The organism is Micromonospora sp. NPDC023644 (assembly GCF_040640115.1).
Taxonomy (GTDB): Bacteria; Actinomycetota; Actinomycetes; order Mycobacteriales; family Micromonosporaceae; genus Micromonospora.
This window is the reverse complement of record NZ_JBFABA010000039.1, coordinates 1-24,382: the sequence shown is the minus strand read 5'-3', so window position 1 is coordinate 24,382 and position 24,382 is coordinate 1. Positions and strand designations below refer to the sequence as shown.

At 75.0% G+C, this 24,382-nt stretch carries 23 protein-coding genes and 1 pseudogene; 17 read left to right on the top strand and 7 right to left on the bottom strand.

Annotated features, from left to right (window positions below; genetic code table 11):
* Positions 1-352 precede the first annotated feature (352 nt).
* A complete protein-coding gene (locus AB0G08_RS23035) occupies positions 353-754 on the top strand; it encodes a nuclear transport factor 2 family protein (protein ID WP_358091328.1) in 402 nt (133 codons plus the stop codon).
* Here the strand turns inward: AB0G08_RS23035 and AB0G08_RS23030 are convergent.
* Complete coding sequence (locus AB0G08_RS23030; RefSeq protein WP_358091326.1) at positions 751-1,227, bottom strand: DUF6232 family protein; 477 nt, start codon at positions 1,225-1,227, stop codon at positions 751-753. The two genes, AB0G08_RS23035 and AB0G08_RS23030, sit on opposite strands and share 4 nt — an antisense overlap.
* Positions 1,228-1,326: 99 nt before the next feature.
* Between AB0G08_RS23030 and AB0G08_RS23025 the strand changes: the two genes are divergently transcribed.
* Positions 1,327-2,100, top strand: a complete 774-nt coding sequence (locus AB0G08_RS23025) for an enoyl-CoA hydratase-related protein (protein ID WP_334608695.1) — start codon at positions 1,327-1,329, stop codon at positions 2,098-2,100.
* A gap of 122 nt (positions 2,101-2,222) precedes the next feature.
* Positions 2,223-3,845: an acetolactate synthase gene (locus AB0G08_RS23020; protein ID WP_358091324.1), complete on the top strand. Its 1,623-nt coding sequence runs from the start codon at positions 2,223-2,225 to the stop codon at positions 3,843-3,845.
* Between the two features lie 45 nt (positions 3,846-3,890).
* On the opposite strand, the gene AB0G08_RS23015 is transcribed toward AB0G08_RS23020, so the two are convergent.
* Genes AB0G08_RS23015 through AB0G08_RS23005 form a run of 3 tightly spaced genes read right to left on the bottom strand, consistent with a single transcriptional unit; the run spans position 3,891 to position 5,089 of the window.
* Positions 3,891-4,325 (bottom strand): PLD nuclease N-terminal domain-containing protein, encoded by a 435-nt coding sequence (locus AB0G08_RS23015; RefSeq protein ID WP_358091322.1) that lies wholly within the window; start codon positions 4,323-4,325, stop codon positions 3,891-3,893.
* Positions 4,326-4,352: 27 nt separating this feature from the next.
* On the bottom strand, positions 4,353-4,700 hold the full coding sequence (locus AB0G08_RS23010; protein ID WP_358091320.1) for a DUF202 domain-containing protein: 348 nt from the start codon (positions 4,698-4,700) through the stop codon (positions 4,353-4,355).
* Positions 4,697-5,089, bottom strand: coding sequence for a DUF202 domain-containing protein (locus tag AB0G08_RS23005; protein ID WP_358091318.1), 393 nt, complete (start codon positions 5,087-5,089; stop codon positions 4,697-4,699). Before AB0G08_RS23005 ends, AB0G08_RS23010 begins: the two co-directional genes overlap by 4 nt.
* 41 nt (positions 5,090-5,130) lie before the next feature.
* Between AB0G08_RS23005 and AB0G08_RS23000 the strand changes: the two genes are divergently transcribed.
* The 5 genes from AB0G08_RS23000 to AB0G08_RS22980 all read left to right on the top strand — a co-directional run bounded on the left by AB0G08_RS23000 (position 5,131) and on the right by AB0G08_RS22980 (position 11,495).
* A complete protein-coding gene (locus tag AB0G08_RS23000) occupies positions 5,131-5,928 on the top strand; it encodes a GNAT family N-acetyltransferase (protein ID WP_358091316.1) in 798 nt (265 codons plus the stop codon).
* Positions 5,925-6,338 carry a hypothetical protein gene (locus AB0G08_RS22995; protein ID WP_358091314.1) on the top strand — a complete coding sequence of 138 codons (414 nt, stop codon included), beginning with the start codon at positions 5,925-5,927 and terminating at the stop codon, positions 6,336-6,338. The genes AB0G08_RS23000 and AB0G08_RS22995 overlap by 4 nt, the downstream gene beginning before the upstream one ends.
* A gap of 451 nt (positions 6,339-6,789) precedes the next feature.
* Positions 6,790-7,569, top strand: coding sequence for an electron transfer flavoprotein subunit beta/FixA family protein (locus AB0G08_RS22990; RefSeq protein WP_358091312.1), 780 nt, complete (start codon positions 6,790-6,792; stop codon positions 7,567-7,569).
* An 11-nt stretch (positions 7,570-7,580) separates the two neighbouring features.
* Positions 7,581-8,540, top strand: coding sequence for an electron transfer flavoprotein subunit alpha/FixB family protein (locus AB0G08_RS22985; RefSeq protein WP_358091310.1), 960 nt, complete (start codon positions 7,581-7,583; stop codon positions 8,538-8,540).
* Positions 8,541-8,786: 246 nt separating this feature from the next.
* Entirely contained in the window at positions 8,787-11,495 is a 2,709-nt protein-coding gene (locus AB0G08_RS22980) for an HAD-IC family P-type ATPase (RefSeq protein WP_358091308.1), read from the top strand.
* 94 nt (positions 11,496-11,589) lie between these two features.
* Here AB0G08_RS22980 and AB0G08_RS22975 read toward each other — a convergent pair whose 3' ends face one another.
* On the bottom strand, positions 11,590-12,393 hold the full coding sequence (locus AB0G08_RS22975; RefSeq protein WP_358091306.1) for an anti-sigma factor: 804 nt from the start codon (positions 12,391-12,393) through the stop codon (positions 11,590-11,592).
* Positions 12,347-12,949: a sigma-70 family RNA polymerase sigma factor gene (locus tag AB0G08_RS22970; protein ID WP_358091304.1), complete on the bottom strand. Its 603-nt coding sequence runs from the start codon at positions 12,947-12,949 to the stop codon at positions 12,347-12,349. Before AB0G08_RS22970 ends, AB0G08_RS22975 begins: the two co-directional genes overlap by 47 nt.
* Positions 12,950-13,179: 230 nt before the next feature.
* Here AB0G08_RS22970 and AB0G08_RS22965 point away from each other — a divergent pair, with 230 nt between their 5' ends.
* From AB0G08_RS22965 to AB0G08_RS22935, 7 genes are all read left to right on the top strand, one after another.
* Positions 13,180-14,010, top strand: a complete 831-nt coding sequence (locus AB0G08_RS22965) for a DUF4397 domain-containing protein (RefSeq protein WP_358091302.1) — start codon at positions 13,180-13,182, stop codon at positions 14,008-14,010.
* Complete coding sequence (locus AB0G08_RS22960) at positions 14,007-14,663, top strand: class F sortase (protein WP_358091300.1); 657 nt, start codon at positions 14,007-14,009, stop codon at positions 14,661-14,663. The genes AB0G08_RS22965 and AB0G08_RS22960 overlap by 4 nt, the downstream gene beginning before the upstream one ends.
* A gap of 71 nt (positions 14,664-14,734) precedes the next feature.
* Positions 14,735-15,910: a cysteine desulfurase family protein gene (locus AB0G08_RS22955; protein ID WP_358091298.1), complete on the top strand. Its 1,176-nt coding sequence runs from the start codon at positions 14,735-14,737 to the stop codon at positions 15,908-15,910.
* 198 nt (positions 15,911-16,108) lie between these two features.
* Positions 16,109-17,182, top strand: coding sequence for a tRNA 2-thiouridine(34) synthase MnmA (mnmA, locus tag AB0G08_RS22950; protein WP_358091296.1), 1,074 nt, complete (start codon positions 16,109-16,111; stop codon positions 17,180-17,182).
* A gap of 40 nt (positions 17,183-17,222) precedes the next feature.
* Positions 17,223-18,227 carry a methionine synthase gene (locus tag AB0G08_RS22945; protein WP_358091294.1) on the top strand — a complete coding sequence of 335 codons (1,005 nt, stop codon included), beginning with the start codon at positions 17,223-17,225 and terminating at the stop codon, positions 18,225-18,227.
* A gap of 36 nt (positions 18,228-18,263) precedes the next feature.
* Positions 18,264-18,623 carry a VOC family protein gene (locus AB0G08_RS22940; protein ID WP_358091292.1) on the top strand — a complete coding sequence of 120 codons (360 nt, stop codon included), beginning with the start codon at positions 18,264-18,266 and terminating at the stop codon, positions 18,621-18,623.
* Between the two features lie 167 nt (positions 18,624-18,790).
* Complete coding sequence (locus AB0G08_RS22935; RefSeq protein WP_358091290.1) at positions 18,791-19,792, top strand: ADP-ribosylglycohydrolase family protein; 1,002 nt, start codon at positions 18,791-18,793, stop codon at positions 19,790-19,792.
* Between the two features lie 92 nt (positions 19,793-19,884).
* On the opposite strand, the gene AB0G08_RS22930 is transcribed toward AB0G08_RS22935, so the two are convergent.
* Positions 19,885-20,415 (bottom strand): type II toxin-antitoxin system PemK/MazF family toxin, encoded by a 531-nt coding sequence (locus tag AB0G08_RS22930; protein WP_358091288.1) that lies wholly within the window; start codon positions 20,413-20,415, stop codon positions 19,885-19,887.
* Positions 20,416-20,614: 199 nt separating this feature from the next.
* Here AB0G08_RS22930 and ligA point away from each other — a divergent pair, with 199 nt between their 5' ends.
* Both ligA and AB0G08_RS22920 read left to right on the top strand, forming a co-directional pair.
* A complete protein-coding gene (ligA, locus tag AB0G08_RS22925) occupies positions 20,615-22,750 on the top strand; it encodes an NAD-dependent DNA ligase LigA (protein WP_358091286.1) in 2,136 nt (711 codons plus the stop codon).
* A gap of 174 nt (positions 22,751-22,924) precedes the next feature.
* Positions 22,925-24,226: pseudogene (locus tag AB0G08_RS22920) on the top strand (GGDEF domain-containing protein); the annotation flags it as partial.
* Positions 24,227-24,382: the final 156 nt, after the last annotated feature.

The following is a 24,382-nucleotide window of genomic DNA, read 5'->3' as shown; positions in this document are numbered from 1 at the left end:
TGGTGGGCAAACGCCGCCGGTCCCGGACGGGGCGGGTGTCGGCTTTGGGGAAGCGGCGGGCGGCAGCCGGAGGAACCGGGGTGCGAGGTCTGGTGAGGCCAGGGCCCGGAGCGCGGAGTGGCCGTGTCCGCGCTGTCGAGCTGCCCCGTCGATGAGACCAATCGTCACCGCCGGGTGCCGCCGCGCCACCGGGAGTCCGGGACGGCCGCCCTGCCCCGTCCATGGGGGCAGCTCGACAGCGCGCGCGAGGCGACTGCGCCCACAGGCGCGGCGCCGGGCGAGACGGTTCGGGCGGTGCCGGGTCCGGCGGTTAGGGCAGCGCGGGACGGGCGGGATGGCTAGCGTGACCGCCATGAGGGAGCAGGAGCGCAACGTCGAGGTGGTCCGCCGCTACCTGCGGACCTTCGTCACCAAGGACCTGGTGGAGTTGCGCGCGGTGGTCGACGAGGACGTGCAGATCTACGGCTCCGGGGCCGGGGTCCGGGGGCGGCATCACGTCGAGGGGGCCGTGGCCTCGCCGGGGCTGACCGTGCTCGACCAGGAGATCGTCGAGATCTTCGCCGCCGACGACCGCGTGGTGGTGTCGCTGGCGCAGACCTACCGGCGGGACGCCACCGGCGCGACGGCGGTGCAGAGCGCGTGCAAGATGTACCGGCTGGCCGGCGGCCGGATCGTGCAGTTCTGGGGCGAGCAGGACCTGTTCGGCCTGCTGCGTGGCCTGGGCATGCTGCCCGACGAGCCGATCGAGTTCTAGCGGCGGCGGGGCGACACCGGCTGCCCCGCCTCGACGGCCCGCTGCACCGCCCGGTAGATCTGGCCGAAGCGCAGCGCGTCGCCGGTGCACAGCAGCCGCACCGGCTGGCCACGCCAGCGGGCCCAGATCTCCAGCTGCCGGCTGCCCCGGGCGTACGAGCGGTCGAGGTGCTCGAAGAGGAAGTCGGCGACCGGGCCGACCGCGAGCCCGACCAGCACCGAGGCGCCGACGATGGCGATGGTGACGGTGAGGGAACGGTCCAGCCAGAGCGCGAGCGCGATGCCGAGGGCGGCGGCGACCAGAGGGCCGGCGAGCGCCGCGCCGATCGCGCCGCGTCCCGCGAGCACCCGCCAGGACCGGCTGCCACGTTGGTGCCAGACCATGCTGATGTCGGCCAGCCGGAAGGTTCGGCCGTCCACGCGGACGGCTGTCGAGGTGACCTGCACGGACCTGTCGTCGTAGTACGTGATCATGGCGGTACTCCCGGTGGCGGGCCTGACACCACACTACTTACCCCAACGATCCGGGCCGTAAGGTTGGCACGCGACTTCGACGAGGAAGTGAGGGCCAGCGTGGGCGAGTTCGTGCGGTTGGAGACCAAGGACGGCATCGGCACCATCCGGCTGGAGCGGCCGCCGATGAACGCCCTGAACACCCAGGTGCAGGAGGAGTTGCGCGCCGCCGCCGCGGCGGCCACCGCCGACCCGGGCGTCCGCGCCGTCATCGTGTACGGCGGGGAGAAGGTCTTCGCGGCCGGCGCGGACATCAAGGAGATGGCCGACATGTCCTACGTGGACATGGCGGACCGGGCGGCCGACCTGTCCAGTGCCCTCGGCGCGATCGCCCGGATCCCGAAGCCGGTCGTCGCCGCGATCACCGGCTACGCCCTCGGCGGCGGCTGCGAGCTGGCGCTGGCGTGCGACTGGCGGGTGGTGGCCGAGGACGCCAAGCTCGGGCAGCCGGAGATCAAGCTCGGCATCATCCCCGGCGCGGGCGGCACCCAGCGGCTGGCCCGCCTGGTCGGCCCGGCCCGCGCCAAGGACCTGATCATGTCCGGCCGGATGGTCGACGCCCAGGAAGCCCTGCGGATCGGCCTGGCCGACCGGGTCGCCCCGGCGGCCGAGGTCTACGACACCGCGGTCGAGCTGGTCCGCCCGTACCTGACCGGCCCGGTGCAGGCCCTGCGCGCCGCCAAGCTGGCCGTCGACGGTGGCCTGGACATGGACCTGAACTCCGGCCTGGCCTGGGAGAGCCAGCTGTTCGCGGCGCTGTTCGCCACCGACGACCGGCGCGAGGGCATGGCGGCGTTCGTGGCGAAGCGCAAGCCGGACTTCACCGGCCGCTGAGCGGCCCGGGCCGGCGGGCCGCCCCGCCGGCCCTCAGGCGCGCCGAGTCGAGAACTGTTCACATTCCGCCTACCGGTGAGTAGCGTGTGACTCCGGCCATGTTGGACGAAGGGAAAGCGGCGATGACGGAGCGGATCGAAGGTCACGGCGGGGAGCTCGCGCTCGCGGCGCTGCGCGCGTACGGGGTGCGGGAGATGTTCACCCTCTCCGGCGGGCACGTCTTCCCGCTCTACGACGCCGCGCACAAGACCGGCTTCCCCATCTACGACGTGCGGCACGAGCAGTCGGCGGTCTTCGCCGCCGAGGCGGTGGCCAAGCTCCAGCGCCGCCCCGGCCTCGCCGTGCTCACCGCCGGCCCCGGCGTCACCAACGGCGTCTCCGGGCTGACCAGCGCGTACTTCAACGCCTCGCCGGTGCTGGTGCTGGGCGGCCGGGCCCCGCAGTTCCGCTGGGGCTCGGGCAGCCTCCAGGAGATGGACCACCTGCCCCTGGTCGCCCCGGTCACCAAGCACGCCGAGACGGTGTTCAGCCCCGACGACATCCCGCGCGCGGTGACCGCGGCGCTGACCACCGCGCTCACCCCGCACCGGGGCCCGGTCTTCCTCGACTTCCCCCTGGAGGCGGTCTTCTCGGTCGCCGACGCCGAGCTGCCCGTGCTGCCGGGCATCGCGCCGGTCGAACCCGACCCCGACGAGGTGACGAAGGCGGCCGGCCTGATCGCCGCCGCCCGCCGTCCGGTGATCATCGCCGGCTCCGACGTCTACGCCGGCGACGCGGTCGACGCACTGCGGGCGGCCGCCGAGGCGCTCGAGGTGCCGGTCTTCACCAACGGGATGGGCCGGGGCGCGCTGCCGCCGGAGCACCCGCTCGCCTTCGCCAAGGCCCGTCGCGTGGCGCTGAAGGGCGCCGACGTGGTCGTGGTGATCGGCACCCCGCTCGACTTCCGGCTCAGCTTCGGCGACTTCGGCGACGCCACGGTGGTGCACATCGTCGACGCGCCCAGCCAGCGGGCCGGGCACGTCCAGCCGGCCGCCGCCCCCGCCGGGGACCTCCGGCTGATCCTCACCGCGCTGGCCGACCACCGCGGCGACCGGGCCGACCACGCCGACTGGATCGCCGACCTGCGTACCGCCGAGGACGCCGCGAAGGCGCGCGACGCCGAGGAGATGTCCGCCGAGACGGACCCGATCCGGCCCGCCCGGGTCTACGGCGAGCTGCGCAAGGTCCTGGCCCGCGACGCCATCACCATCGGCGACGGCGGCGACTTCGTCTCGTACGCCGGCCGCTACCTGGAGCCCGCGCAGCCCGGCACCTGGCTCGACCCCGGCCCGTACGGCTGCCTCGGCACCGGCATGGGCTACGCGATGGGCGCCCGGGTCAGCCACCCCGACCGGCAGATCTGCGTCCTCATGGGCGACGGCGCGGCCGGCTTCTCGCTGATGGACGTCGAGTCCCTCGCCCGGCAGAAGCTGCCGGTGGTGATCGTGGTCGGCAACAACGGCATCTGGGGCCTGGAGAAGCACCCCATGCGCGCCATGTACGGCTACGACGTCGCCGCCGACCTCCAGCCGGAGCTGCGCTACGACCACGTGGTGAGCGCCCTCGGCGGGGCCGGCGAGACGGTGGCGAAGGCCGGCGACCTCGGGCCGGCCCTGCGGCGGGCGTTCGACGCCCGCGTGCCGTACCTGGTCAACGTGCTCACCGACCCGGCCGACGCGTACCCCCGCTCGTCGAACCTGGCCTGAGCCGGACCCGCCGCCGTCGCCGGGAGGCCGGCGACGGCGGCGGACTCAGGCGCCCGGCGTGGACCCCTCGGGGCGGTCCTCCTCGCGCGGTGGCTCGCCGTCGCGCCGCCGCATGTCGTCCTCGCGGCGGCGCAGGTCCTCCTCCCAGCGACGGAACAGCTCCTGGTCCTCGCGGTGGGAGCGCTCGCCGAGCGAGCGGAGGAACTCGGGGTCGTCGTCGGGGGCGACCGGGCGGGGCCGCCCCCGGGACGGCAGGATCCGCTCCTTTGGCGTCTGGCCCGTGGTTCGCCCGGGGACGCGCTCGCGCCCCGCGGCGAACCAGGCGAGGGAGCCGAGCAGCGGAAAGAACAGGATGATCAGCACCCAGGCGATCCGGGGCAGGGCCCTGATCTCGCCCTCCTCGGCGGAGAGGCAGCTGATCAGCGCGCAGACGGCTAGCACGATCTGCACCACGAAGAGGAGGACGTAGAGCCGGGCCATGGGTCAATCATGGCGCACCGGCTCCCGTCAACCCAGTCCGCGCGCCGCCAGGAGGGTGCCGAGCAGCGCGAAGCCGGCGGTGGCGAGGGCGACCAGGGGCAGCGACCGCCCGTAGCCGGGGCTCGGGCGGACGCCGGTGGCCCGCCGCCAGCAGACCGCCAGCGCCGCGCCCCAGCCCAGCACGGCGGCCCCGGCGACCAGCGCGCCGAGCGGCCCGCCGGCCGGCGGGCCGGTGAGCGCGAGCCGCACGGTCAACACCATGATCACGGTGAGCGCCAGCGCCGTCCGCCGCCAGGCCAGCCGGGTCCGCTCGGGTTGCAGCCCGGGGTCGCGCGCCGGCCGTTCCCGCCGTGGCGGCTCCGCCCCGTGGCTCACGCGCCGCCGACCGCCCGGGCCAGCACCGCCACCACCAGCAGCAGCGCGCCGAGGCCGACGGCGAGGGCGAGCACCGCCGGGAAACGGGAGGCGGGCAGCTCCTCGCCGAGCCGGATGGCCCGCTCGGTACGCGCCCAGTGGTCGACCGCCCGCACGGCGACCGTGCCGCCGAGCAGCAGCAGCGCGACGGCGATCACCTCGCGCAGGTGCGCCAGCGGCAGCGGCGGCAGGAACTGCGCGGCGGCCAGCCCGCCGGCGACCAGCGCCAGCCCGGTACGCAGCCAGGCCAGGAAGGTCCGCTCGTTGGCCAGCGAGAAGCGGTAGTCGGGGGTGCTGCCGACCGCGCGCAGCTCCCGCGGGTCGAACCACCGCCTGATCACCTGCCACATGCCGCCGATTATCCGCTTCCTTCCGGCCGTAGCCTGAGGTGATGACCGATCTTGACGCCCGCACGCTGCGGGACGCCTACGACGCCCAGGTCCGCCCGGAGATCCCGGACCCGTTGCCGGCCGGGGTCACCGTGGAACGGGACGGCCCGCTGGTCCGCGTCCTCGGCCTCGACCGGCGCGGCTTCCTCACGTACCGCACGCTGGACGGGCTCGCCGGCGCCGAGCTGGACGCGTTGATCGCCCGGCAGGTGGAGTTCTTCCGCCGGCGCGGCGAGGCGGTGGAGTGGAAGCTCAACGGCCACGACCAGCCGGCCGACCTGCCCGACCGGCTGCGGGCCGCCGGGTTCGTCGCGGAGGACGAGGAGACCGTCGTGGTCGGTCCGGTCGCGGCGCTGGCCGCCGCCGTCCCCGTCCTGCCCGAGGGGGTACGCCTGCGCGAGGTCAGCGCCCGGGAGGACCTGGGGCGGATCGCCGCGATGGAGGAGGCGGTCTGGCACGACGACCGCGGCCACCTGGCGACCGGCCTGGCGAAGGAGATCGAGGCCGACCCGCAGTCGATCACCGTGGTGGTGGCCGAGGCGGGCGACGAGGTGGTGAGCGCGGGCTGGGTGCGCTACCAGGCGAACAGCAGCTTCGCCACCCTCTGGGGCGGCTCGACCCTGCCCCGGTGGCGGCGGCGTGGCGTCTACCGGGCGCTGGTCGCGTACCGGGCGCGCCTGGCCCAGCAGCGCGGCAGGACGCTGCTCCAGGTGGACTGCTCGCCGGACAGCCGGCCGATCCTGGAGCGGCTGGGGCTCGTAGCGGTCACCACGGCCACCGCCTACGTCTACACTCCGTGATCATGGAGCAGCGGTTGACGGCCGAGGAACGGTTGACCCTCAAGACGGGCGCGTTCGGGGCGGTGTTCCTGGTGGCCAACGCCGACCCGGGGATGCTCGCGCTGTTCCGGGAGAGCTTCGCCGCCTCCGGTGCGATGGCCGACAGCAGCGGGGTGGTGAAGGAGGCGCTGACCAGCGGCCCGCTGCCGAAGCTGCCCCGGGACTCGGCGCTGGAGATCGAGTCGGTGGTGCTGCCGGCGCTGGGCCGCTCCATGCGGATCCTGCGCGAGAAGTCGCCCCGGGACGTGGCGGGCTACCGCGAGGTGGTGCTCTCCGCGGCCGAGCGGGTGGCCGGCGCGCACCGGGGGGTGGCCCCGGCCGAGGCGGCGGTCATCGAGCGGATCAGGGGCGCGCTGGATCAGCCGGCGTGAGCCGTGCCGGCGGCCCGGTGCCGGTGGCCGCCCTCGGGCGCGACGGCGCGGGGCGCGTCGGGACGGGCGGTCTCGCCGTGGGCCCGCCGGGCCGGCGACCAGAGCGCCCGGACGGTGGCCCGGACGCACCGGTCGCGGAGCCGGCCGCAGGCGCACCGGTACGCCTCGGGTCGCGTCCGGCGACAGAGGTGCCGCGGGACGTCGGGATGGCCGCTACTGGGGTTTTCTGACATTTCGTGACACCTCCCGATTCGTCAGATTACCCGCCTGCGGGGCTCTCGGTGAGCTGTGTCACCCTGAGGTCGCCGGAGGCGAATGCTACTGGCAGGTAACATTGCGCCGTGGGCAACTGCACAGCACCGCGCGGTTGACCGGCGTCAACGGACGCGCGAGGCTGCGCCCCAGACCGGGCGAGCGATCGCAACACCAACAGGAGGGTCGTCGAAGCGCGATGAACATCGTCGTACTCGTCAAGCAGGTGCCCGATTCGGGCGCGGACCGCAACCTGCGCACTGACGACAACACCGTCGACCGCGGTTCGGCGAACAACGTCATCAACGAGATGGACGAGTACGCCATCGAGGAGGCGTTGAAGATCAAGGAGGCGCACGGCGGCGAGGTGACCGTCCTGACCATGGGTCCGGACCGGGCGACCGAGTCGATCCGCAAGGCGCTCTCCATGGGCCCGGACAAGGCCGTGCACGTCGTGGACGACGCCCTGCACGGCTCCTGCGCCGTCGCCACCTCGAAGGTGCTCGCCGCCGCGCTCGGCCAGCTGAACGCCGACCTGGTGCTCTGCGGCAGCGAGTCGACCGACGGCCGGGTGCAGGTCATGCCGCACATGATCGCCGAGCGGCTGGGCATCGCGGCGCTGACCGGCGCCCGCAAGCTCACCGTCGACGGCGCGACCCTGACCGTCGAGCGGCAGACCGAGGAGGGCTACGAGGTGGTCACCGCCTCGACCCCCGCCGTGGTCTCCGTCTGGGACACCATCAACGAGCCGCGCTACCCGTCCTTCAAGGGCATCATGGCCGCCAAGAAGAAGCCGGTGCAGACGTTCTCCCTGGGTGACCTCGGTGTCGCCCCGGCCGAGGTGGGCTTCGAGGGCGCGACCAGCGCCGTGCTGGAGCACACCAAGCGTCCGCCGCGCTCCGGCGGCGCGAAGATCACCGACGAGGGCGACGGCGGCGTCAAGCTGGTCGAGTTCCTCGCCACCGAGAAGTTCGTGTGAGAGGTCTGGACATGTCTGAGGTTCTCGTCGTCGTCGAAGCCACCCGGGAATTCGGCGTCAAGAAGGTCACCCTGGAGATGCTCACCCTCGCCCGCGAGCTGGGCACCCCGAGCGCGGTCGTGCTCGGTGGCCCCGGCGCCGCCGAGGCGTTGAGCGCCAAGCTGGGCGAGTACGGCGCGGAGAAGATCTACGCGGCCGAGAGCGAGGAGATCGACGGCTACCTGGTGGCGCCCAAGGCGACCGTCGTGGCCGAACTGGTCTCGCGGGTGCAGCCGGCCGCCGTGCTGCTGGCCTCGTCCCAGGAGGGCAAGGAGATCGCCGCCCGGCTGGCCGTCAAGCTGGACAACGGCATCCTGACCGACGTGGTCGGCCTGGCCGCCGACGGCACCGCCACCCAGGTGGCCTTCGCCGGCTCCACGATCGTCAAGTCCAAGGTCACCCGCGGCCTGCCGCTGGTCACCCTCCGGCCGAACTCGGTCAACCCGACCCCGGCGGCGGCCACCCCGGCCGTCGAGCAGCTCACCGTCGCGGTCACCGACACCGACAAGCTGGCCCGGGTCGTCGACCGGGTCGCCGAGCAGAAGGGCTCCCGCCCGGAGCTCACCGAGGCCGGCGTGGTCGTCTCCGGCGGTCGCGGCGTCGGCAACGCCGACAACTTCAAGCTGGTCGAGGAGCTGGCCGACCTGCTCGGCGGCGCCGTGGGCGCGTCCCGCGCGGCCGTCGACTCCGGCTACTACCCGCACCAGTTCCAGGTGGGACAGACCGGCAAGACGGTCTCCCCGCAGCTCTACGTCGCCCTCGGCATCTCCGGCGCCATCCAGCACCGGGCCGGCATGCAGACCTCGAAGACCATCGTCGCGGTCAACAAGGACGGCGAGGCGCCGATCTTCGAGCTGGCCGACTTCGGCGTGGTGGGCGACCTGTTCAAGATCGTCCCGCAGGCCGCGGACGAGATCCGCAAGCGCAAGTGAGCTGACGCCCGTCCGAGCGAGGGCCGGGAACCGCGACGCGGTTCCCGGCCCTCGCCGTTTCCGGAGTTCCCGGCCCTCGCCGCCTCAGCGGTTCCCGGCCCTCGCCGCCTCGGCGGTTCCCGGCCCCCGCCGGTTCTCCGGTCGCGGCCCGAACGACCCACGGCCCCCCTGCCGGCCTGCGACGATGGAGACGCTCTCCCCGGGTGACCGGGTGCGCCCGCCCCCGTGCGGAACAGGAGTGTGCCGATGCCGGCCAGGACGCCCGAGGGCGATCACCACGCGCTCGCCGTGCACGAGGTCGTGCTGTTGCTCGGGACCGACACCGAGCACGGGCTGACCGACGAGGAGGCGGCGGCCCGGCTCCAGCGGTACGGGCCCAACGTGCTGCCCACCGCGGCCGAGGGCGGAGCCCTGCGCCGCCTGCTGCGGCAGTTCCACAACCCGCTGATCTATGTGCTGGTCGCCGCCGGCGTGGTCACCCTGGTGCTCGCCGAGTACGTCGACTCGGCGGTGATCTTCGGGGTGGTGCTCGTCAACGCCGTCGTCGGCTTCCTCCAGGAGTCCCGTGCCGAGGCGGCCCTCGACGCGCTGCGGGCCATGGTGCGTACGCAGGCCCGGGTGCTGCGCGGCGGCCGGCAGCGCCACGTGCCGTCCGACGTCGTGGTCCCCGGGGACCTGGTGCTGGTGGAGGCGGGGGAGAAGGTGCCCGCCGACCTGCGGCTGGTCCGCGCCGCCGAGCTGCGGGCCGACGAGTCGGCGCTGACCGGCGAGTCGCTGCCCGTACGCAAGGACGAGCTGGTGGTGCCGGTCGAGACGCCGGTGGCCGACCGCCGCAACCTGCTCTACTCCGGCACCCTGCTCACCGGCGGCACGGCGGTCGGCGTCGCGGTGGCCACCGGGGCGGAGACGGAACTGGGCCGGATCCACCGCCTGGTCGGCGGGGCGCGGGTGCTGGACACGCCGCTGACGGTGAAGCTCGCCCGGTTCAGCCGGCTGCTCACCGTGGCGATCCTGCTGCTCGCCGCAGTGACCTTCGGCGTCGGCGTGGTGCGGGGGCAGGACGCGGGGGAGACGTTCACCGCCGCCGTGGCGCTGGCCGTCGGCGCGATCCCGGAGGGGCTGCCCGCCGCCGTGACGATCACCCTGGCGATCGGCGTGTCCCGGATGGCCCGGCGCCGGGCGGTGATCCGGCGGCTGCCGGCGGTGGAGACGCTGGGCAGCACCACGGTGATCTGCACCGACAAGACCGGCACCCTCACCGAGAACCAGATGACCGTTCAGGTCCTCTGGACGCCGCAGGGCCGCTACGACGTCGGCGGGACGGGCTACGCCCCGACCGGCGAGATCCGCGACCCCGGGGGCGGTCCGGCCCCGACCGGGGAGGGCGCGCTGCGCTGGTCGCTGCTGGCCGGCGTGGCCTGCAACGACGCCCGGCTGGACGAGCAGGACGGCCGGTGGGTCGTGCTGGGGGACCCCACCGAGGGGGCGATGCTGGTGGCGGGCGCCAAGGTGGGGCTGCACGCGCACGAGGTCGCCGCCGAGCTGCCCCGGGTGGCCGCCGTCCCGTTCACCTCGGAGCGGCAGTTCATGGCGACCCTGCACGACCGTCCCGACGGCGGGCGGATCGTGCTCGTCAAGGGGGCGGTGGAGCGGGTGGTCGAGTGGTCCGGCTCGGCGGCGCGCCCCGACGGCGCGACGGGACCGCTCGACGCCCCGGTCGTGCTGGCCGCCGCCCACGAGCTGGCCGCCGAGGGGCTGCGGGTGCTCGCCACCGCGATGCGGCCCGTCGGCCCGGCGGACGGGCTCGTGGAGGAGGACCTGGCCGGCAGCCTGGTCTTCACCGGGCTGCACGCGATGCTCGACCCGCCCCGGGCCGCCGCCGCGGCGGCCGTGCGGTCCTGCCACCGCGCGGGCATCGAGGTGAAGATGATCACGGGGGACCACCTGGCCACCGCCAGCGCCATCGCGCGCCGGCTCGGGCTGCTGCGTACCGAGCCCGGCCCGGGCGACGTGCTGACCGGCGCCGACCTGGCGGCGCTGCCCGCCGGGGAACTGCCCGCGGCGGTACGGCGGGCGTCGGTCTTCGCCCGGGTCTCGCCCGAGCAGAAGCTGCGGCTGGTGGAGGCGTTGCAGGCCGATGGCCAGGTGGTCGCGATGACCGGTGACGGGGTCAACGACGCCCCGGCCCTGCGCCAGGCCAACATCGGGGTGGCCATGGGGCGCAGCGGCACCGAGGTGGCCAAGGAGGCCGCCGACGTCGTGCTCACCGACGACGACTTCGCCACCATCGAGACGGCCGTCGCGGAGGGGCGGGGCGTCTTCGCCAACCTGACCAAGTTCATCACCTGGACGCTGCCCACCAACGCGGCGGAGGGACTGGTCATCCTCGTCGCGATCGTGCTCGGCTCGGCGCTGCCGATCCTGCCGAGCCAGATCCTCTGGATCAACATGACCACGGCGGTGTTCCTCGGCCTGACGCTCGCCTTCGAGCCGAGGGAGCCCGGGATCATGGACCGGCCGCCCCGCGACCCCGGCCAGCCCCTGCTGACCGTCGCGCTGGTGGTCCGGGTCCTGCTGGTCTCCGCGCTGCTGGTGGTGGGCGCCTGGTGGCTGTTCGAGTGGGAACGCTCCGGCGGGGCCGACCTGGCGCAGGCGCGGACCGCCGCGGTGAACCTCTTCGTCACCGTGATGGCGTTCTACCTGTTCAGCTGCCGCTCGCTGACCCGCTCCCCGTGGCGGCTGGGCCTGTTCAGCAACCGCTGGCTGATCGTCGGGGTGCTGGTGCAGGCCCTCGGCCAGCTCGCCCTGACCTACCTGCCGGTGATGAACGACCTGTTCCGCACGGCACCCATCGACGGGCAGGCGTGGCTGCGGATCCTGGGCATCGCCGTCGTGGTCTCCGCCATCGTCGCGCTCGACAAGCGGTTCGGCCGGTTCGGCCGCCGGCTCGGCTGAGCGGCGGGAGCCGGCGGGCGGGGCGGCGATGGGAGCTGCGCGGGGCGGCGATGGGAGCTGATCGGCGGGCCGGGGAGCTGAGCCGGCCCGCCGATCAGCCCGTCAGGGTGCCCCTCAACAGGCTCTTGCCGGAGTGGGCGGTGTTGTTGTCGTACGCCTCGGCGGAGACGTCGACAACCGAGTATGCCTCAAGGTCGACGTTCGGTGGCAACGGCAGCAGCTCGTCCGCCGCGTCGCCGAGCACGCCGACCGAGAACATCTTCATGTTCTGCGGGTTGATGAGCCAGACCTCGTAGTACCCCGGGACGTCCGGGAGATTCGCCACGTGCAGGTGCAGTCTGCCGTTGTCGAACACCCGGGCCTCGCCGTTGGCGTCCGGCGGCGTCGCGCCGTACGCCTTGAGCGGCGCGCTGGCCAGCACCACCCGCTGCGGGGCGGGCTCCGGCGTCGGCTCGGTCGCGTCGAGCACGGCGACGGTGCCGACGACGCCGAGCACGGCGGCGGCCGCCGCGGTGGCGGCGGTCACCGCCCAGCGCGACCAGCGACCGCGCGGCGGCGCGAGGACCACTCCGCCCACGCCGTCTGCGTTGCCCGGCCCCTCCGACGGCTGCCCGTCGGAGGGGCGCTCGTCGAGGGCGCGCTCGGCGCGCGGCCCGGGCAGCGCCGGGAGGGCCTCCGCCGCCCGGATCTCCGCGACGATGCCCTGCCAGACGTGCTCCGGCGGGTCGGGCAGGGCGTGCAGGCCCTGGGCGCCGGCGCCGAGGCCGGCCACGTGCCGGAGGGCGTCCATCTCGGTCCGGCAGTGCGCGCAGGTGTCGAGGTGGGTGCTCTCTCCGGCGTCCGCCTCGGTCTCACCGAGCGCCAGGAAGATCAGCCGGTCGTGCTCCAGGTGTGGCACCGTCCACCTCCCATCTGCGTTTCAAGCTCGCCATGCCGCGCCGGATGTGGCTCTTGACCGTGCCGAGCGGCACCCCGGTCACCGTCGCTATCTGCTGGTGGGTCAGGTCGTCGAAGAACGCCAACTCCAGCATGCGCCGCTGGTCGTCGGGGAGCCGGGCCAGCTCGTCGGCGACCACCAGCCGGTCGACCACCGTGTCGGGACCCGGGGCCGTGCGCGCCGCCTCCGGCAACTGCCGGACCGTCTCGACCACCCGGGTCTCCCGGGCGGAGGCCCGCAGCCGGTCGATCACCTTGCGTCGGCCGATGCCGAGCAGCCAGCCGACCAGCGAGCCCTTGGCCGGGTCGAAGGTGTCGCGCCCCAGCCAGGCGGCGACGAAGGTGGTCTGGGTCACGTCCTCCGCGTCGCTGCGGTTGGCCAACGTGCTGGCGGCCAGGTGCAGGACCGCCCGGCCGTACCGGTCGTACGCCTCCCGCAGCGCCGACTCGTCGCCGCCGCGGAAGCGGGCGGCCAGGTCGTCCTCGGGTGGGTCCGGCTCCTGCCGTGCCGCTGTCACAGGGCGGCTCGCCTTCCAGGGGGCATGCCCGACTGTAGCTCCCACAGCCATCGCCCCACCTCTCCGGTCGGTCTTGTCTCAGCAGCTCTTCGCTCCGCGGGCGGCGGACGGATGCGGCTTCGACGGACGAAAAGAAGTTGCTCCCGGCCGCATCCGGCGGCGGTGGGCCGGGCGTAACTCGATTTGCACACCAGGCCTGACGAATCAGCACCAACCACCAGGAGGCAGACATGCAGCTCTCGTACTTCCGTCGGGTCGCCGCGGGGGGCGCGGTCGCCGCGCTGACGTTCGCCGGAGCCGGCGCCCTCACCGCCACCCCCGCGTACGCCGCCTCGGCCAAGGTCTCCGTCGTGCACGGCATCCCGGACACCCCGGTCGACGTGTACGTCAACGGCAAGAAGACGCTGGACAACTTCAAGCCCGGCGACGTGGCCGGCCCGCTGGACCTGGCGGAGGGCGCGTACGACATCGCCCTCACCAAGCCCGGCGAGCCGATCGCCCAGGCCATCCTCAGCGTCGACGACGCCGCGGTGCCGGGCGGGGCGAACATCAGCCTCGCCGCCCACCTCGACGCCGCCGGCAAGCCGAAGATCACGCCGTTCGTCAACGACACCGGCAAGGTCGACGCCGGCAAGGCCCGGCTGATCGTCCGGCACACCGCCGCCGCCCCGGCGGTGGACGTGCGCGCCGGCGGCACCCCGGTCTTCGAGGACCTCACCAACCCGAACGAGGCCAAGGGCGACGTCGACGCGGGCGCCGTCAAGGCGGACGTGGTGCTCGCCGGCACCGACACCGTGGCGATCGGGCCGGCGGACCTCGACCTCAAGGAGGGCACCGCGACGATCGTCTACGCCATCGGTTCGGCCGAGGCGAAGAACCTCGGCGTCGTGGCGCAGACCATCACCGGCCTGCACTCGGCCCCGGCCGGGGTGCCCAGCGGCGACGGCGGCCGGGCCGGGACCGGCGTGGACACCTGGTGGTACGTGCTGACCGGCGCCGGCGCGCTGCTCCTGGTCGGCGGCGGGGTGCGGGTGGCCACGGCCCGGACGGCCCGCAGGTGACGGTGCGCCACCGCGGGGCGCTGGCGGCGATGGCCGCCGGCGTCGCCGCGCTCACCGTCGCCACCGTGGTCGCCTGCGGCTCCCGGCCGGCCGGGGACGTCGGCGCCGCGGAGGCCGCCGACCTGGCGGGCACCGCCCCGGCACCGCCGGCCGCCGGCCCGTCTGTGCCGGTGACCCGGGGCGAGCTGCCCGCAGGTACGCGGACCGTCCCGCCCGTACGGCTGGTCATCCCGGCCATCGGCGTGACCGCCACGGTCGACGCGGTGGGCATCGACCGCGCGACCGGCGAGTTCGCGGTGCCGCCCAGCGTGGACCGGATCGGCTGGTACCGCCACGGCCCCGGGCTGGAGGCGCGGGCCGGGTCGGTGGTCGTCGCCGGCCACGTGGACAGCGCCACCCAGGGCGAGGGGGCCTTCTTCCGGCTCCGCGAGCTGGACCGCGGCGACACCCTCACCGCCACCGGCGGCGACGGCGTCCGCAGGGAGTACCGGGTCGTCGCCCGGGAGGAGTACCGGAAGACGAAGATCCCGCTGGACCGCTACTTCGCCCGGGATGGCAGGCCCCGGCTGACCCTGATCACCTGCGGCGGGCCGTTCGACGCCGAGGCGCGCCGGTACCGCGACAACATCGTGGTCACCGCCGTGCCGGCCTGACCGCACCCCGAGCCCCGCACGGCGTACTCCGGCCTCCGGCGGGTCGGGCGCCGGTCGTAGGCTGGACCGTGATGGCTTACCTGGATCACGCGGCGACCACTCCGATGCTCGACGAGGCACTGGAGGCGTACGTCGCCACCGCCCGCGAGGTCGGCAACGCGTCCTCACTGCACGCGGCGGGCCGCCGTGCCCGCCGGCGGGTGGAGGAGTCCCGGGAACGGGTGGCCGCCGCGCTGGGCGCCCGGCCCTCCGAGGTCGTCTTCACCGGCGGCGGGACCGAGAGCGACAACCTCGCGGTGAAGGGCATCTTCTGGGCCCGCCGCTCCGCCGACCCCCGGCGGGACCGGGTGGTCTCCAGCGCGGTCGAGCACCACGCGGTGCTCGACGCGGTGGACTGGCTGGCCGACCACGAGGGCGCCGGCGTGGGCTGGCTCTCCGTCGACGCGGCCGGCCGGCTCAGCCCCGACGAGCTGCGCGACGAGCTGGCCGCGCACGGCGACCGGGTCGCGGTGGTGACCGCGATGTGGGCCAACAACGAGGTCGGCACCGTGCAGCCGGTCGCCGAGCTGGCCGCGGTCGCCGCCGAGCACGGGGTGCCGTTCCACACCGACGCGATCCAGGCGATAGGGCAGGTGCCGGTCGACTTCTCCGTCGGCGGGGTCGCCGCGCTGACCGTCACCGGGCACAAGCTCGGCGGGCCCACCGGGGTGGGCGCCCTGCTGCTCGCCCGCGACGTGTCGGCCACCCCGGTGCTGCACGGCGGCGGCCAGGAGCGCGACGTGCGCTCCGGCACCCTCGACACCGCCGGCATCGTGGCCTTCGCGGTCGCCGTGGAGGCGGCGGTCAAGGGCCAGCAGGAGTACGCGGCCCGGATCGCCGCGCTCCGCGACGACCTGGTCGAGCGGGTCCGCCACGCGGTGCCCGAGGTCGTCTTCAACGGCGACCCGACCGACCGGCTGCCGGGCAACGCGCACTTCTCCTTCCCCGGCTGCGAGGGCGACGCCCTGCTGCTCCTGCTGGACGCCCAGGGCATCGCCTGCTCGACGGGCTCCGCCTGCTCCGCCGGGGTGGCCCAGCCCTCGCACGTGCTGCTCGCCATGGGCGCCGACGACGACCGCGCCCGCTCCTCGCTGCGCTTCACCCTCGGCCACACCAGCACCTCCGCCGACGTCGACGCCCTCATCGCCGCCCTCCCGGCCGCCGTCGAGCGCGCCCGCCGCGCCGCCACCCCCCGCACCCCCCGCTGACCCACCCCGCCCCGACCCCCGCTGCCCGCCCCGCCCCCAACCGTCCGGCGATCATGCAGTCGTGGTGCCCGAATCTCGGCCCTGCGCGGCATTCGTCCCCCACCGCAACTGCATGATCGGCGGCAGCAGGGGGTGGGGCCGGGTCAGCGGGGGGTGCGGGGGGTGGGGATAGGGTCGGTGGGGCGAAGGGAGTGGCCGGTGAGGGTGTTGGCGGCGATGTCGGGCGGGGTCGACTCGGCGGTCGCGGCGGCGCGGGCCGTGGAGGCGGGGCACGACGTGACCGGCGTGCACCTGGCGCTGGCCCGCAACCCGCAGACCTACCGCACCGGGGCGCGCGGCTGCTGCACGCTGGAGGACTCCCGGGACGCCCGGCGGGCCGCCGACGTCATCGGCATCCCGTTCTACGTCTGGGACATGGCCGACCGCTTCCATTCCGAGGTGGTGGACGACTTCGTCGCGGAGTACGCGGCCGGCCGTACGCCCAACCCCTGCCTGCGCTGCAACGAGAAGATCAAGTTCGCGGCGGTGCTGGACCGGGCCGTGGCCCTGGGCTTCGACGCCGTGGTCACCGGCCACCACGCCCGGCTCGGCGCGGACGGCCTGCTGCGGCGCAGCGTCGACCTGCCCAAGGACCAGTCGTACGTGCTGGCGGTGCTCACCCGCGCGCAGCTGGACCGGTCGATCTTCCCGCTCGGCGACTCGACGAAGGCGCAGGTCCGCGAGGAGGCCGCCCGACGGGGGCTGGCGGTGGCCGACAAGCCGGACTCGCACGACATCTGCTTCATCGCCGACGGGGACACCCGCGGCTTCCTCGCCGAGCGGCTCGGCGAGGCGCCCGGCGAGGTGGTGGACGCCACCACCGGCGCCGTGGTGGGCAGCCACACCGGCGCGTACGCGTACACGGTCGGGCAGCGGCGCGGCCTGCACCTGGACCGCCCGGCGCCGGACGGCCGGCCGCGCTACGTGCTCTCCATCACGCCGAAGACCAACACCGTGACGGTGGGCCCGGCCGAGGCGCTGGAGGTCTCCCGGGTGCGCGCCGAGCGTCCGGTCTGGACGGGCGGGCCGCGCCCCGACGCGCCGCTGGAGTGCGAGGTGCAGCTGCGGGCGCACGGGGACGTGGTGCCGGCGACGGTCGAGCTGACCGCCGACGGCTTGCGCGCCGAGCTGCGCCGCCCCGTCCGCGGGGTCGCCGCCGGGCAGGCGATCGTGGCGTACCGGCCGGACCCGGCCGGCGACGTCGTGCTCGGCTCCGCCACCATCGCCGGCTGACGACTCATCCGCCGATCCGCGGACCGGATAGTCTTCGGCCGTGACAGATCAGGTGTGGCCCTGGCCAGCCGGCGCGGCGACCGGCATCGGTTCGCTTCCCGGCACCGACATCGCCGAGGCGCAGCGGATCGTCCTCGGTGAGCTTCCCGCCCTGCCCCACCTGCCGGAGCTGCCGGCCCGGGGCCCCGGCGCCGACCTGATCGGCAGGACCGCCGGCCTGCTGGTCGAGCTGCCGGTGGAGCTGTACGCCGCCCGCTGGCGGATCGCGCCGCGCCCGGGACGGGAACTGCGCCGCGCCCGCGACCTCATGGAACGCGACCTCGACCAGCTCGCCGAGCAGGCCGAGGAGTACGCGGGGCCGGTCAAGATCCAGGCCGGCGGGCCGTTGACCCTGGCCGCGTCCCTGGAGCTGCCGATCGGCGGCCGGATGCTGCGCGACCCCGGCGCGGTCCGGGATCTCACCGGCTCGCTCGCCGAGGGGCTGCGCGGGCACGTCGCGGCGGTCGCCCGCCGGCTGCCGCGCGCCACCGTGCTGCTCCAGCTCGACGAGCCGTCCCTGCCGACGGTGCTCGCCGGGCGGGTGCCCACCGAGAGCGGGCTCGGCGCGTACCGGGCCGTGGAGCCGGCCGACGCCGCGTCGCTGCTGCGCACGGTCGTCGAGGCGGCCGGGGTGCCGACCGTGGTGCACTGCTGCGCGCCGGACGTGCCGCTGGAGCTGATCCGCTCGACCGGCGCCGTCGGCGTGGCGCTCGACCTCGGCCTCGTCACCGACCTGGACCCGCTGGGCGAGGCGATCGACGCCGGGCTCGGGCTGCTGGCCGGCGCCGCGCCCACCGGGCCGTCGGCCGCCGGTCGCGCGCCGACCTCGGCGCAGGTCGCCGACCGGGTACGCCAGCTCTGGGACCGCCTCGGGTTCCCCCGCCGGCAGCTCGCCGAGCAGGTCGTGGTGACCCCCGCCTGCGGGCTGGCCCACGCCACCGAGCCGTACGCGCGCGCGGTGCTCGCCGCCTGCCGGGACGCGGGACGGCGGCTCGCCGAGGACTGAGGTTTCCCGTCGTACGGGCGGGGCAGGAAGGCCGACATGATCGGACAACTGCGCACCGTGGTCATCGACTGCCCCGACCCGCGGGCCCTGGCCGGTTTCTACTCCGAGCTGTTGGGCCTGCCCGTCGACGCCGACGCCAGCGACGACGACTGGGTCGTGATCGCCGGCTCGGGGCACCGGCTCGCCTTCCAGGCCGCTCCCCACCTGCGCCCGCCGGCGTGGCCCGACCCGGAGCGCCCCCAGCAGTTCCACCTGGACGTGCAGGTGCCGGACGTGGCGGCGGCCGAGAAGCGGGTGCTGGAGCTCGGCGCCCGGCGGCTGCCCGGCGAGGGCGACGACTTCCGGGTCTACGCCGACCCGGCCGGTCACCCGTTCTGCCTGGTCTTCCCCGCCTGAGCCGAGCCGTCCGGCCGTCGAACCGTCGAGCCGGTCGAGCGGCGCTGCCGGGCGCGTCCCGCACCGGGGCCCGGGCCGACACCCCGCTCGCCACCGCGCGGTCGCGAGCGGGGGCCGGCGAGGCCGCCGGGTGGTGCGGGTTGCCTGCGGGCGGCATGATCGCGGGAATGATCGACACTCCGCTCCGGCGGGCCGCCGGCTCCCTCTTCGGCCTCGCCTACGGTGACGCGCTGGGCAAGCCGACCGAGTTCCTGACCGTCGCCGAGATCGTTCGCCGCTACGGGCCGGCCGGCCCACGCGACCTCGCCGGCGACCCGGCGCTGGTGACCGACGACACCCAGATGGCGCTGGCGGTCGGCTGGGCGCTGCACGACGCGCCGGCGCCGACTCCGGAGGCGGTCGAGCCGCTGCTGCGGCGGCGCTTCCTCGACTGGGCGGCGAGCCCGGAGAACAACCGGGCGCCGGGCATGACGTGCCTGCGCGCCTGCGCCGAACTCGAGCGCGGGATGCGCTGGCAGGAGGCGACGGTGGCCGGCTCGAAGGGCTGCGGGGCCAACATGCGGGTCACCCCGGTCGGCCTGGTCGACGTCGACCTGGACACCCTCGCCGGGCTGGCCCAACTCCAGGCGGGGCTGACCCACGGCCACCCGACCGGCCTCGCGGCCAGCGAGCTGACCGCGTACGCGGTGCGGCTGCTGCGCGACGGCGCGGCGCTGGCGGAGCTGCCCCTGCTGCTCGTCGACCGGGCCCGCGACCAGCGGCGGGTCTACCGCGCGGACTGGCTCGGCGACCTCTGGCAGCGCCCCGGCGTGGACGCACCGGAGGACTTCATCGCCCGGGGCTGGGACGAGTGCCTCGCGGTCCTGGGCCGCCTCGACGCCGCTCTCGCCGGCCCGGACGACGGCGGCGACCCGTGCCGGCACACCGGCGAGGGGTGGATCGCCGAGGAGGCGTTGGCCACGGCCCTGTTCTGCGCGATCCGGCACGCCGACGACCCGGTGGCCGCACTGGCCCGGGGCGCCACGACCGCCGGCGACTCCGACTCGATCGCCGCGCTGGCCGGCGCCTTCGTCGGCGCCGCGCTGGGCATGGCGGCCTGGCCCGCCCCGTGGGCCGCCCGCATCGAGTACGCCGACCAGCTCACCACCCTCGCCCTGGCCTGGGACTGACCCCGCGCTCCGACCAGGCCGGCACCCGTCCGGCCCGGTCGGACGGGTGGAATCCGTCGGCCCGCGGGTGCGGTCGGCCCTGACGGGTGCGGTCAGGCGCCGGGCAGGTGGGGGAGGCGGCGGATGCGGCGCCACAGGGCGGGATCGCAGGCGCCGGCGCGGCGGGAGAAGTCGGCGAGCGGGACGTGGACCGGCTCGGCCAGGTCGACGAAGCTGTCGTGCCCGGCGTCGGGATCCCACTCCCGGGTCGGGATGCGGACGTGGTCGTCCCGGGCGCTCTTGTCCTGACTGGTGATCTTCAGGACGTCGGCGCCCCCGCTGTCGGCCCGCAGCACGAGGCAGGGCCGCACCTTCGAGCCGGTGCCGTCGGCGTACGGGACGTCGGCCCACCAGATGTCGCCGGGACGCGGCGCCCCGGCGGGAGCCCGCTCGGCGGTACGCGGTCGGGGCGGCGCGGTGGACCGGCCGGGACCGCCCGGCGGCGTCCTGCGGCCGGGGCGGGCACGCGGCCGCCGGGGCGGACGTCCGGCGGCGTCGCGGTCGTCCCGCCGCCGGGCGTCCCACGCCCAGCCGGCGGCCACGGCCAGCACGATCCCCGCCGCCCAGAGCAGCCAATCCGGCATCCGTACCCCCGCCTGGTCAGTGGGCGCGGCGCGGACGCCGCGGGTTCGACGGCGGGGCGGACCTGCCCGCGCGGCCCCGCCGTCCGGCGATCCTCGCACGCCGGCGGCCCCGTCGCCGCTCGGGCGCGGCGGGCGGCCGGCGGATTGTCCCACCGGCCCGATACGGTTCCGAGGTAGCGGAATCACGGGAGGTCGCACGGTGTCCGAGGAAGCCATTGCCCAGCAGGTCACTCCGGCACAGGAGGCGGCGGCGGGCGCCGAACCGACCCCCGACGTCCGGGAACGGCACGCCACGCTCAGCCAGGAGCTGACGGATCACCAGTACCGCTACTACGTGCTGGACGCGCCGCTCATCCCCGACGCCGAGTTCGACCGGCTGCTGCGGGACCTGGAGGCGCTGGAGGAGCAGTTCCCGGCGCTGCGCACCCCCGAGTCGCCGACCCAGCGCGTCGGCGGCACCTTCTCCACCGACTTCACCCCGGTCGCCCACGCCGAGCGGATGCTCTCCCTCGACAACGCCTTCGCCGACGAGGAGCTGGCGGCCTGGGCCGAGCGGGTCGAGCGGGACGCGGGCGGGCCGGTGCCCTACCTCTGCGAGCTGAAGGTCGACGGGCTCGCCATCAACCTCACCTACGAGCGCGGGCGGCTGGTCCGGGCGGCGACCCGGGGCGACGGCCGCACCGGCGAGGACGTCACCGCCAACGTGCGCAGCATCGCCGACGTGCCGAGCCAGCTCGCCACGTCGGCCGAGTTCGGGGACGTGCCGGAGTTCGTCGAGGTCCGCGGCGAGATCTACTTCCCGGTGGCCGCCTTCGCCGACCTCAACGCCGGGCTGGTCGAGCAGGGCAAGCCCCCGTTCGCCAACCCGCGCAACGCCGCCGCCGGCAGCCTGCGCCAGAAGGACCCGCGGATCACCGCGTCCCGGCCGCTGCGGCTGGTGGTGCACGGCATCGGGGCCCGCCGCGGCTTCCAGCCGGTCACGCAGTCCGAGTCCTACGCGGCCCTGAAGGCGTGGGGGCTGCCGACCAGCGACCGCTGGCGGGTGGTGCCCGACCTGGCCGGTGTCGCGGAATACATCGCTTACTACGCCGAGCACCGGCACGACGTCGAGCATGAGATCGACGGCGTGGTGGTCAAGGTGGACCCGGTCTCCATCCAGGGGCGGCTCGGCTCGACCAGCCGGGCCCCGCGCTGGGCGATCGCCTTCAAATATCCGCCGGAGGAAGTGAACACGAAGCTGCTCGACATCGACGTCGAGGTCGGCCGCACCGGCCGGGTCACGCCGCGGGCCGTCCTCCAGCCGGTCAAGGTGGCCGGCTCCACCGTCGCCTACGCCACCCTGCACAACGCCCGGGAGGTCGAACGCAAGGGTGTCCTGATCGGCGACACCGTGGTGCTGCGCAAGGCCGGCGACGTGATCCCCGAGGTGCTCGGCCCGGTGGTCGACCTGCGCCCCGCCGACGCCCGGCCGTTCGTCATGCCCACCACCTGCCCGGCCTGCGGCACGCCGCTCGCGCCGGCCAAGGAGGGCGACGTCGACATCCGCTGCCCCAACTCCCGCACCTGCCCCGGGCAGCTGCGGGAGCGGGTCTTCCACCTCGCCGGCCGCAAGGTGTTCGACATCGAGGCGCTCGGCCACAAGGGCGCGGCGGCGCTGCTCGACGCCCAGGTCATCACCGACGAGGGCGACCTGTTCTCGTTGGACGAGAAGCAGCTCGCCCGGTCGCCCTTCTTCGTCAACAAGGACGGCACCCTCGGCAGCAACGCCGCCAAGCTGCTCGACAACCTGGCCGTGGCCAGGGAGCGCGACCTGTGGCGGGTGCTGGTGGGCCTGTCCATCCGGCACGTCGGCCCCACCGCCGCGCAGGCGCTCGCCCGGCACTTCCGCTCCATCGAGGCGATCGACCGGGCCAGCGAGGAGGAGCTCTCCTCGGTCGACGGCGTCGGGCCGACGATCGCCGCGAGCATCCGGGAGTGGTTCGCCGTGGACTGGCACCGCGAGGTGGTCCGCAAGTGGCGCGAGGCCGGCGTACGGATGGCCGAGGAGGCGGGAGACGAGGGGCCGCGCCCCCTGGAGGGGCTCACCGTCGTGGTGACCGGCACGCTGCCGGGGTTCAGCCGCGACCAGGCGTCCGAGGCGATCCAGAGCCGGGGCGGCAAGGTGAGCGGCTCGGTCTCCAAGAAGACGTCCTTCGTCGTGGTGGGCGAGAACCCCGGCTCGAAGGCCGACAAGGCGGCCAGCCTCAAGCTGCCGATCCTCGACGAGGACGGCTTCCGGGTGCTGCTCGACGCGGGCCCGGAGGCCGCCCGGGAGGTCGCCCGCACCGAGGAGTGACGCCGGGGGCGGGAGCGGCCACCGGCCCGGCGGGGCGGGTCGAGATACCAACTTAATTACGACTACGACCGATTCGCGACTGTCGTGCCGGGCATTGCGACACGGAGGGCGTTTCATTGGTGGCACGGCGTGCCACCCGGTCACGCCCCGTGGACCGAGCCCTCGGGAGGTGTGATGGAGGCCGCAGACTCGCGAAACTCCGTTCCGCCTGGCCGGGCACGCCCGTTCTTCGCCTTCGTCTGGTCGGTGGTCGCGCTGGCGGCGGTGCTCTGCGTACGCCCGCTGCTCGACCTCCCGGCCGAGCTGCCGCGACTGCCGGTGGCGTTCTGGGTGATGGCGGCCCTGGCCGTCGGCTGTGACGCGCGCCCGTTCGTCCCGCCCGGACGCCGGCAGACCTCGGCCGTCTTCCCGTCCACCTGCTTCACCTTCGCCATCCTGCTCGGCTGGGGGTTCGGCCCGGCGATCCTGGTGCAGGCGGTGGCCGTCGTCGTCTCCGGCTGGCGGATGGGCCACGCCCCGTGGCGGACCGCCTTCAACGCCGCCCAGTACGCGGCGGCCCTGGGCGCCGCGTACGCGGTCACCTGGCTGGGGCCGGGGACCATCTTCGACGGTGACCGGCTGCGCGGGACGGACGTGCTGGCGGTGGGCGGCGCGACGGTGGCCTGGTTCGCCGTCAACTACGCGCTGGTCAGCGCGGCCGTCCGGCTGCGCTTCGGCGACCGGTGGTGGCCCAGCCTGCGGCAGGGGCTGGGCTTCGAGCTGCTCTCCACCGGCTCGTTGCTGCTGCTCGCCCCGGTGCTGGTCGCGGCGGCGCGGGCCAGCGCGGCGCTGATCCCGCTGGTGCTGGTGCCGCTGTTCGCCGTCTACCGGATGGCCCGGCTCAGCGTCGAGCAGCAGCAGCTCGCCTCCCTGGACCCGCTCACCGGCCTGCCCAACCGCAAGGCGCTGCTGGCCGAGGTCGGCGAGCAGGTGCACCTGCACGCCGAACGGGCGGCCCGCGGCGAGCCCGACGCCCGGCTGGCCCTGCTCCTGATCGACCTCGACCGGTTCAAGAACGTCAACGACGCGCTCGGGCACGCGGTGGGGGACCGGCTGCTGGTCGAGGTGAGCGCCCGGCTGACCGGCGTGGTCGGTGATGGCATGGTCGCCCGGCTGGGCGGGGACGAGTTCGCCATCGTGATGACCGGCCTGGCCGACGTCGACGAGGCCCGTGAGCTCGCCGGCCGGGTGGTCCGCGCGCTGGCCGAGCCGGTGTCGCTGGACGGGCTGCCGCTCGACGTGGGCGGCTCGATCGGCATCGCGCTCTTCCCCGAGCACGGCGAGGACTTCGCGACCCTGATGCGCCACGCCGACGTGGCGATGTACGACGCCAAGCACCGCAACGACACCGTGGCGATCTACGCGGCCGAGTCCGACCACAACTCCGCCGAGCGGCTCGGCCTGCTCGCCGACCTGCGCCGGGTGCTGGAGGCGGGCCGTCCGGCCGGCGACCCGCCCGGGGCGGTCCGGGCCCTCGAGGCCGACCTGCCGGACGACGACGCCCCCTGGGGAGCGGAGGACGGCGCCCCGGTTCCGAGACCTGGGAGTACGACCAGTTGACCGCAGAGCCTGAGACCCTGTACGGGGCCGACG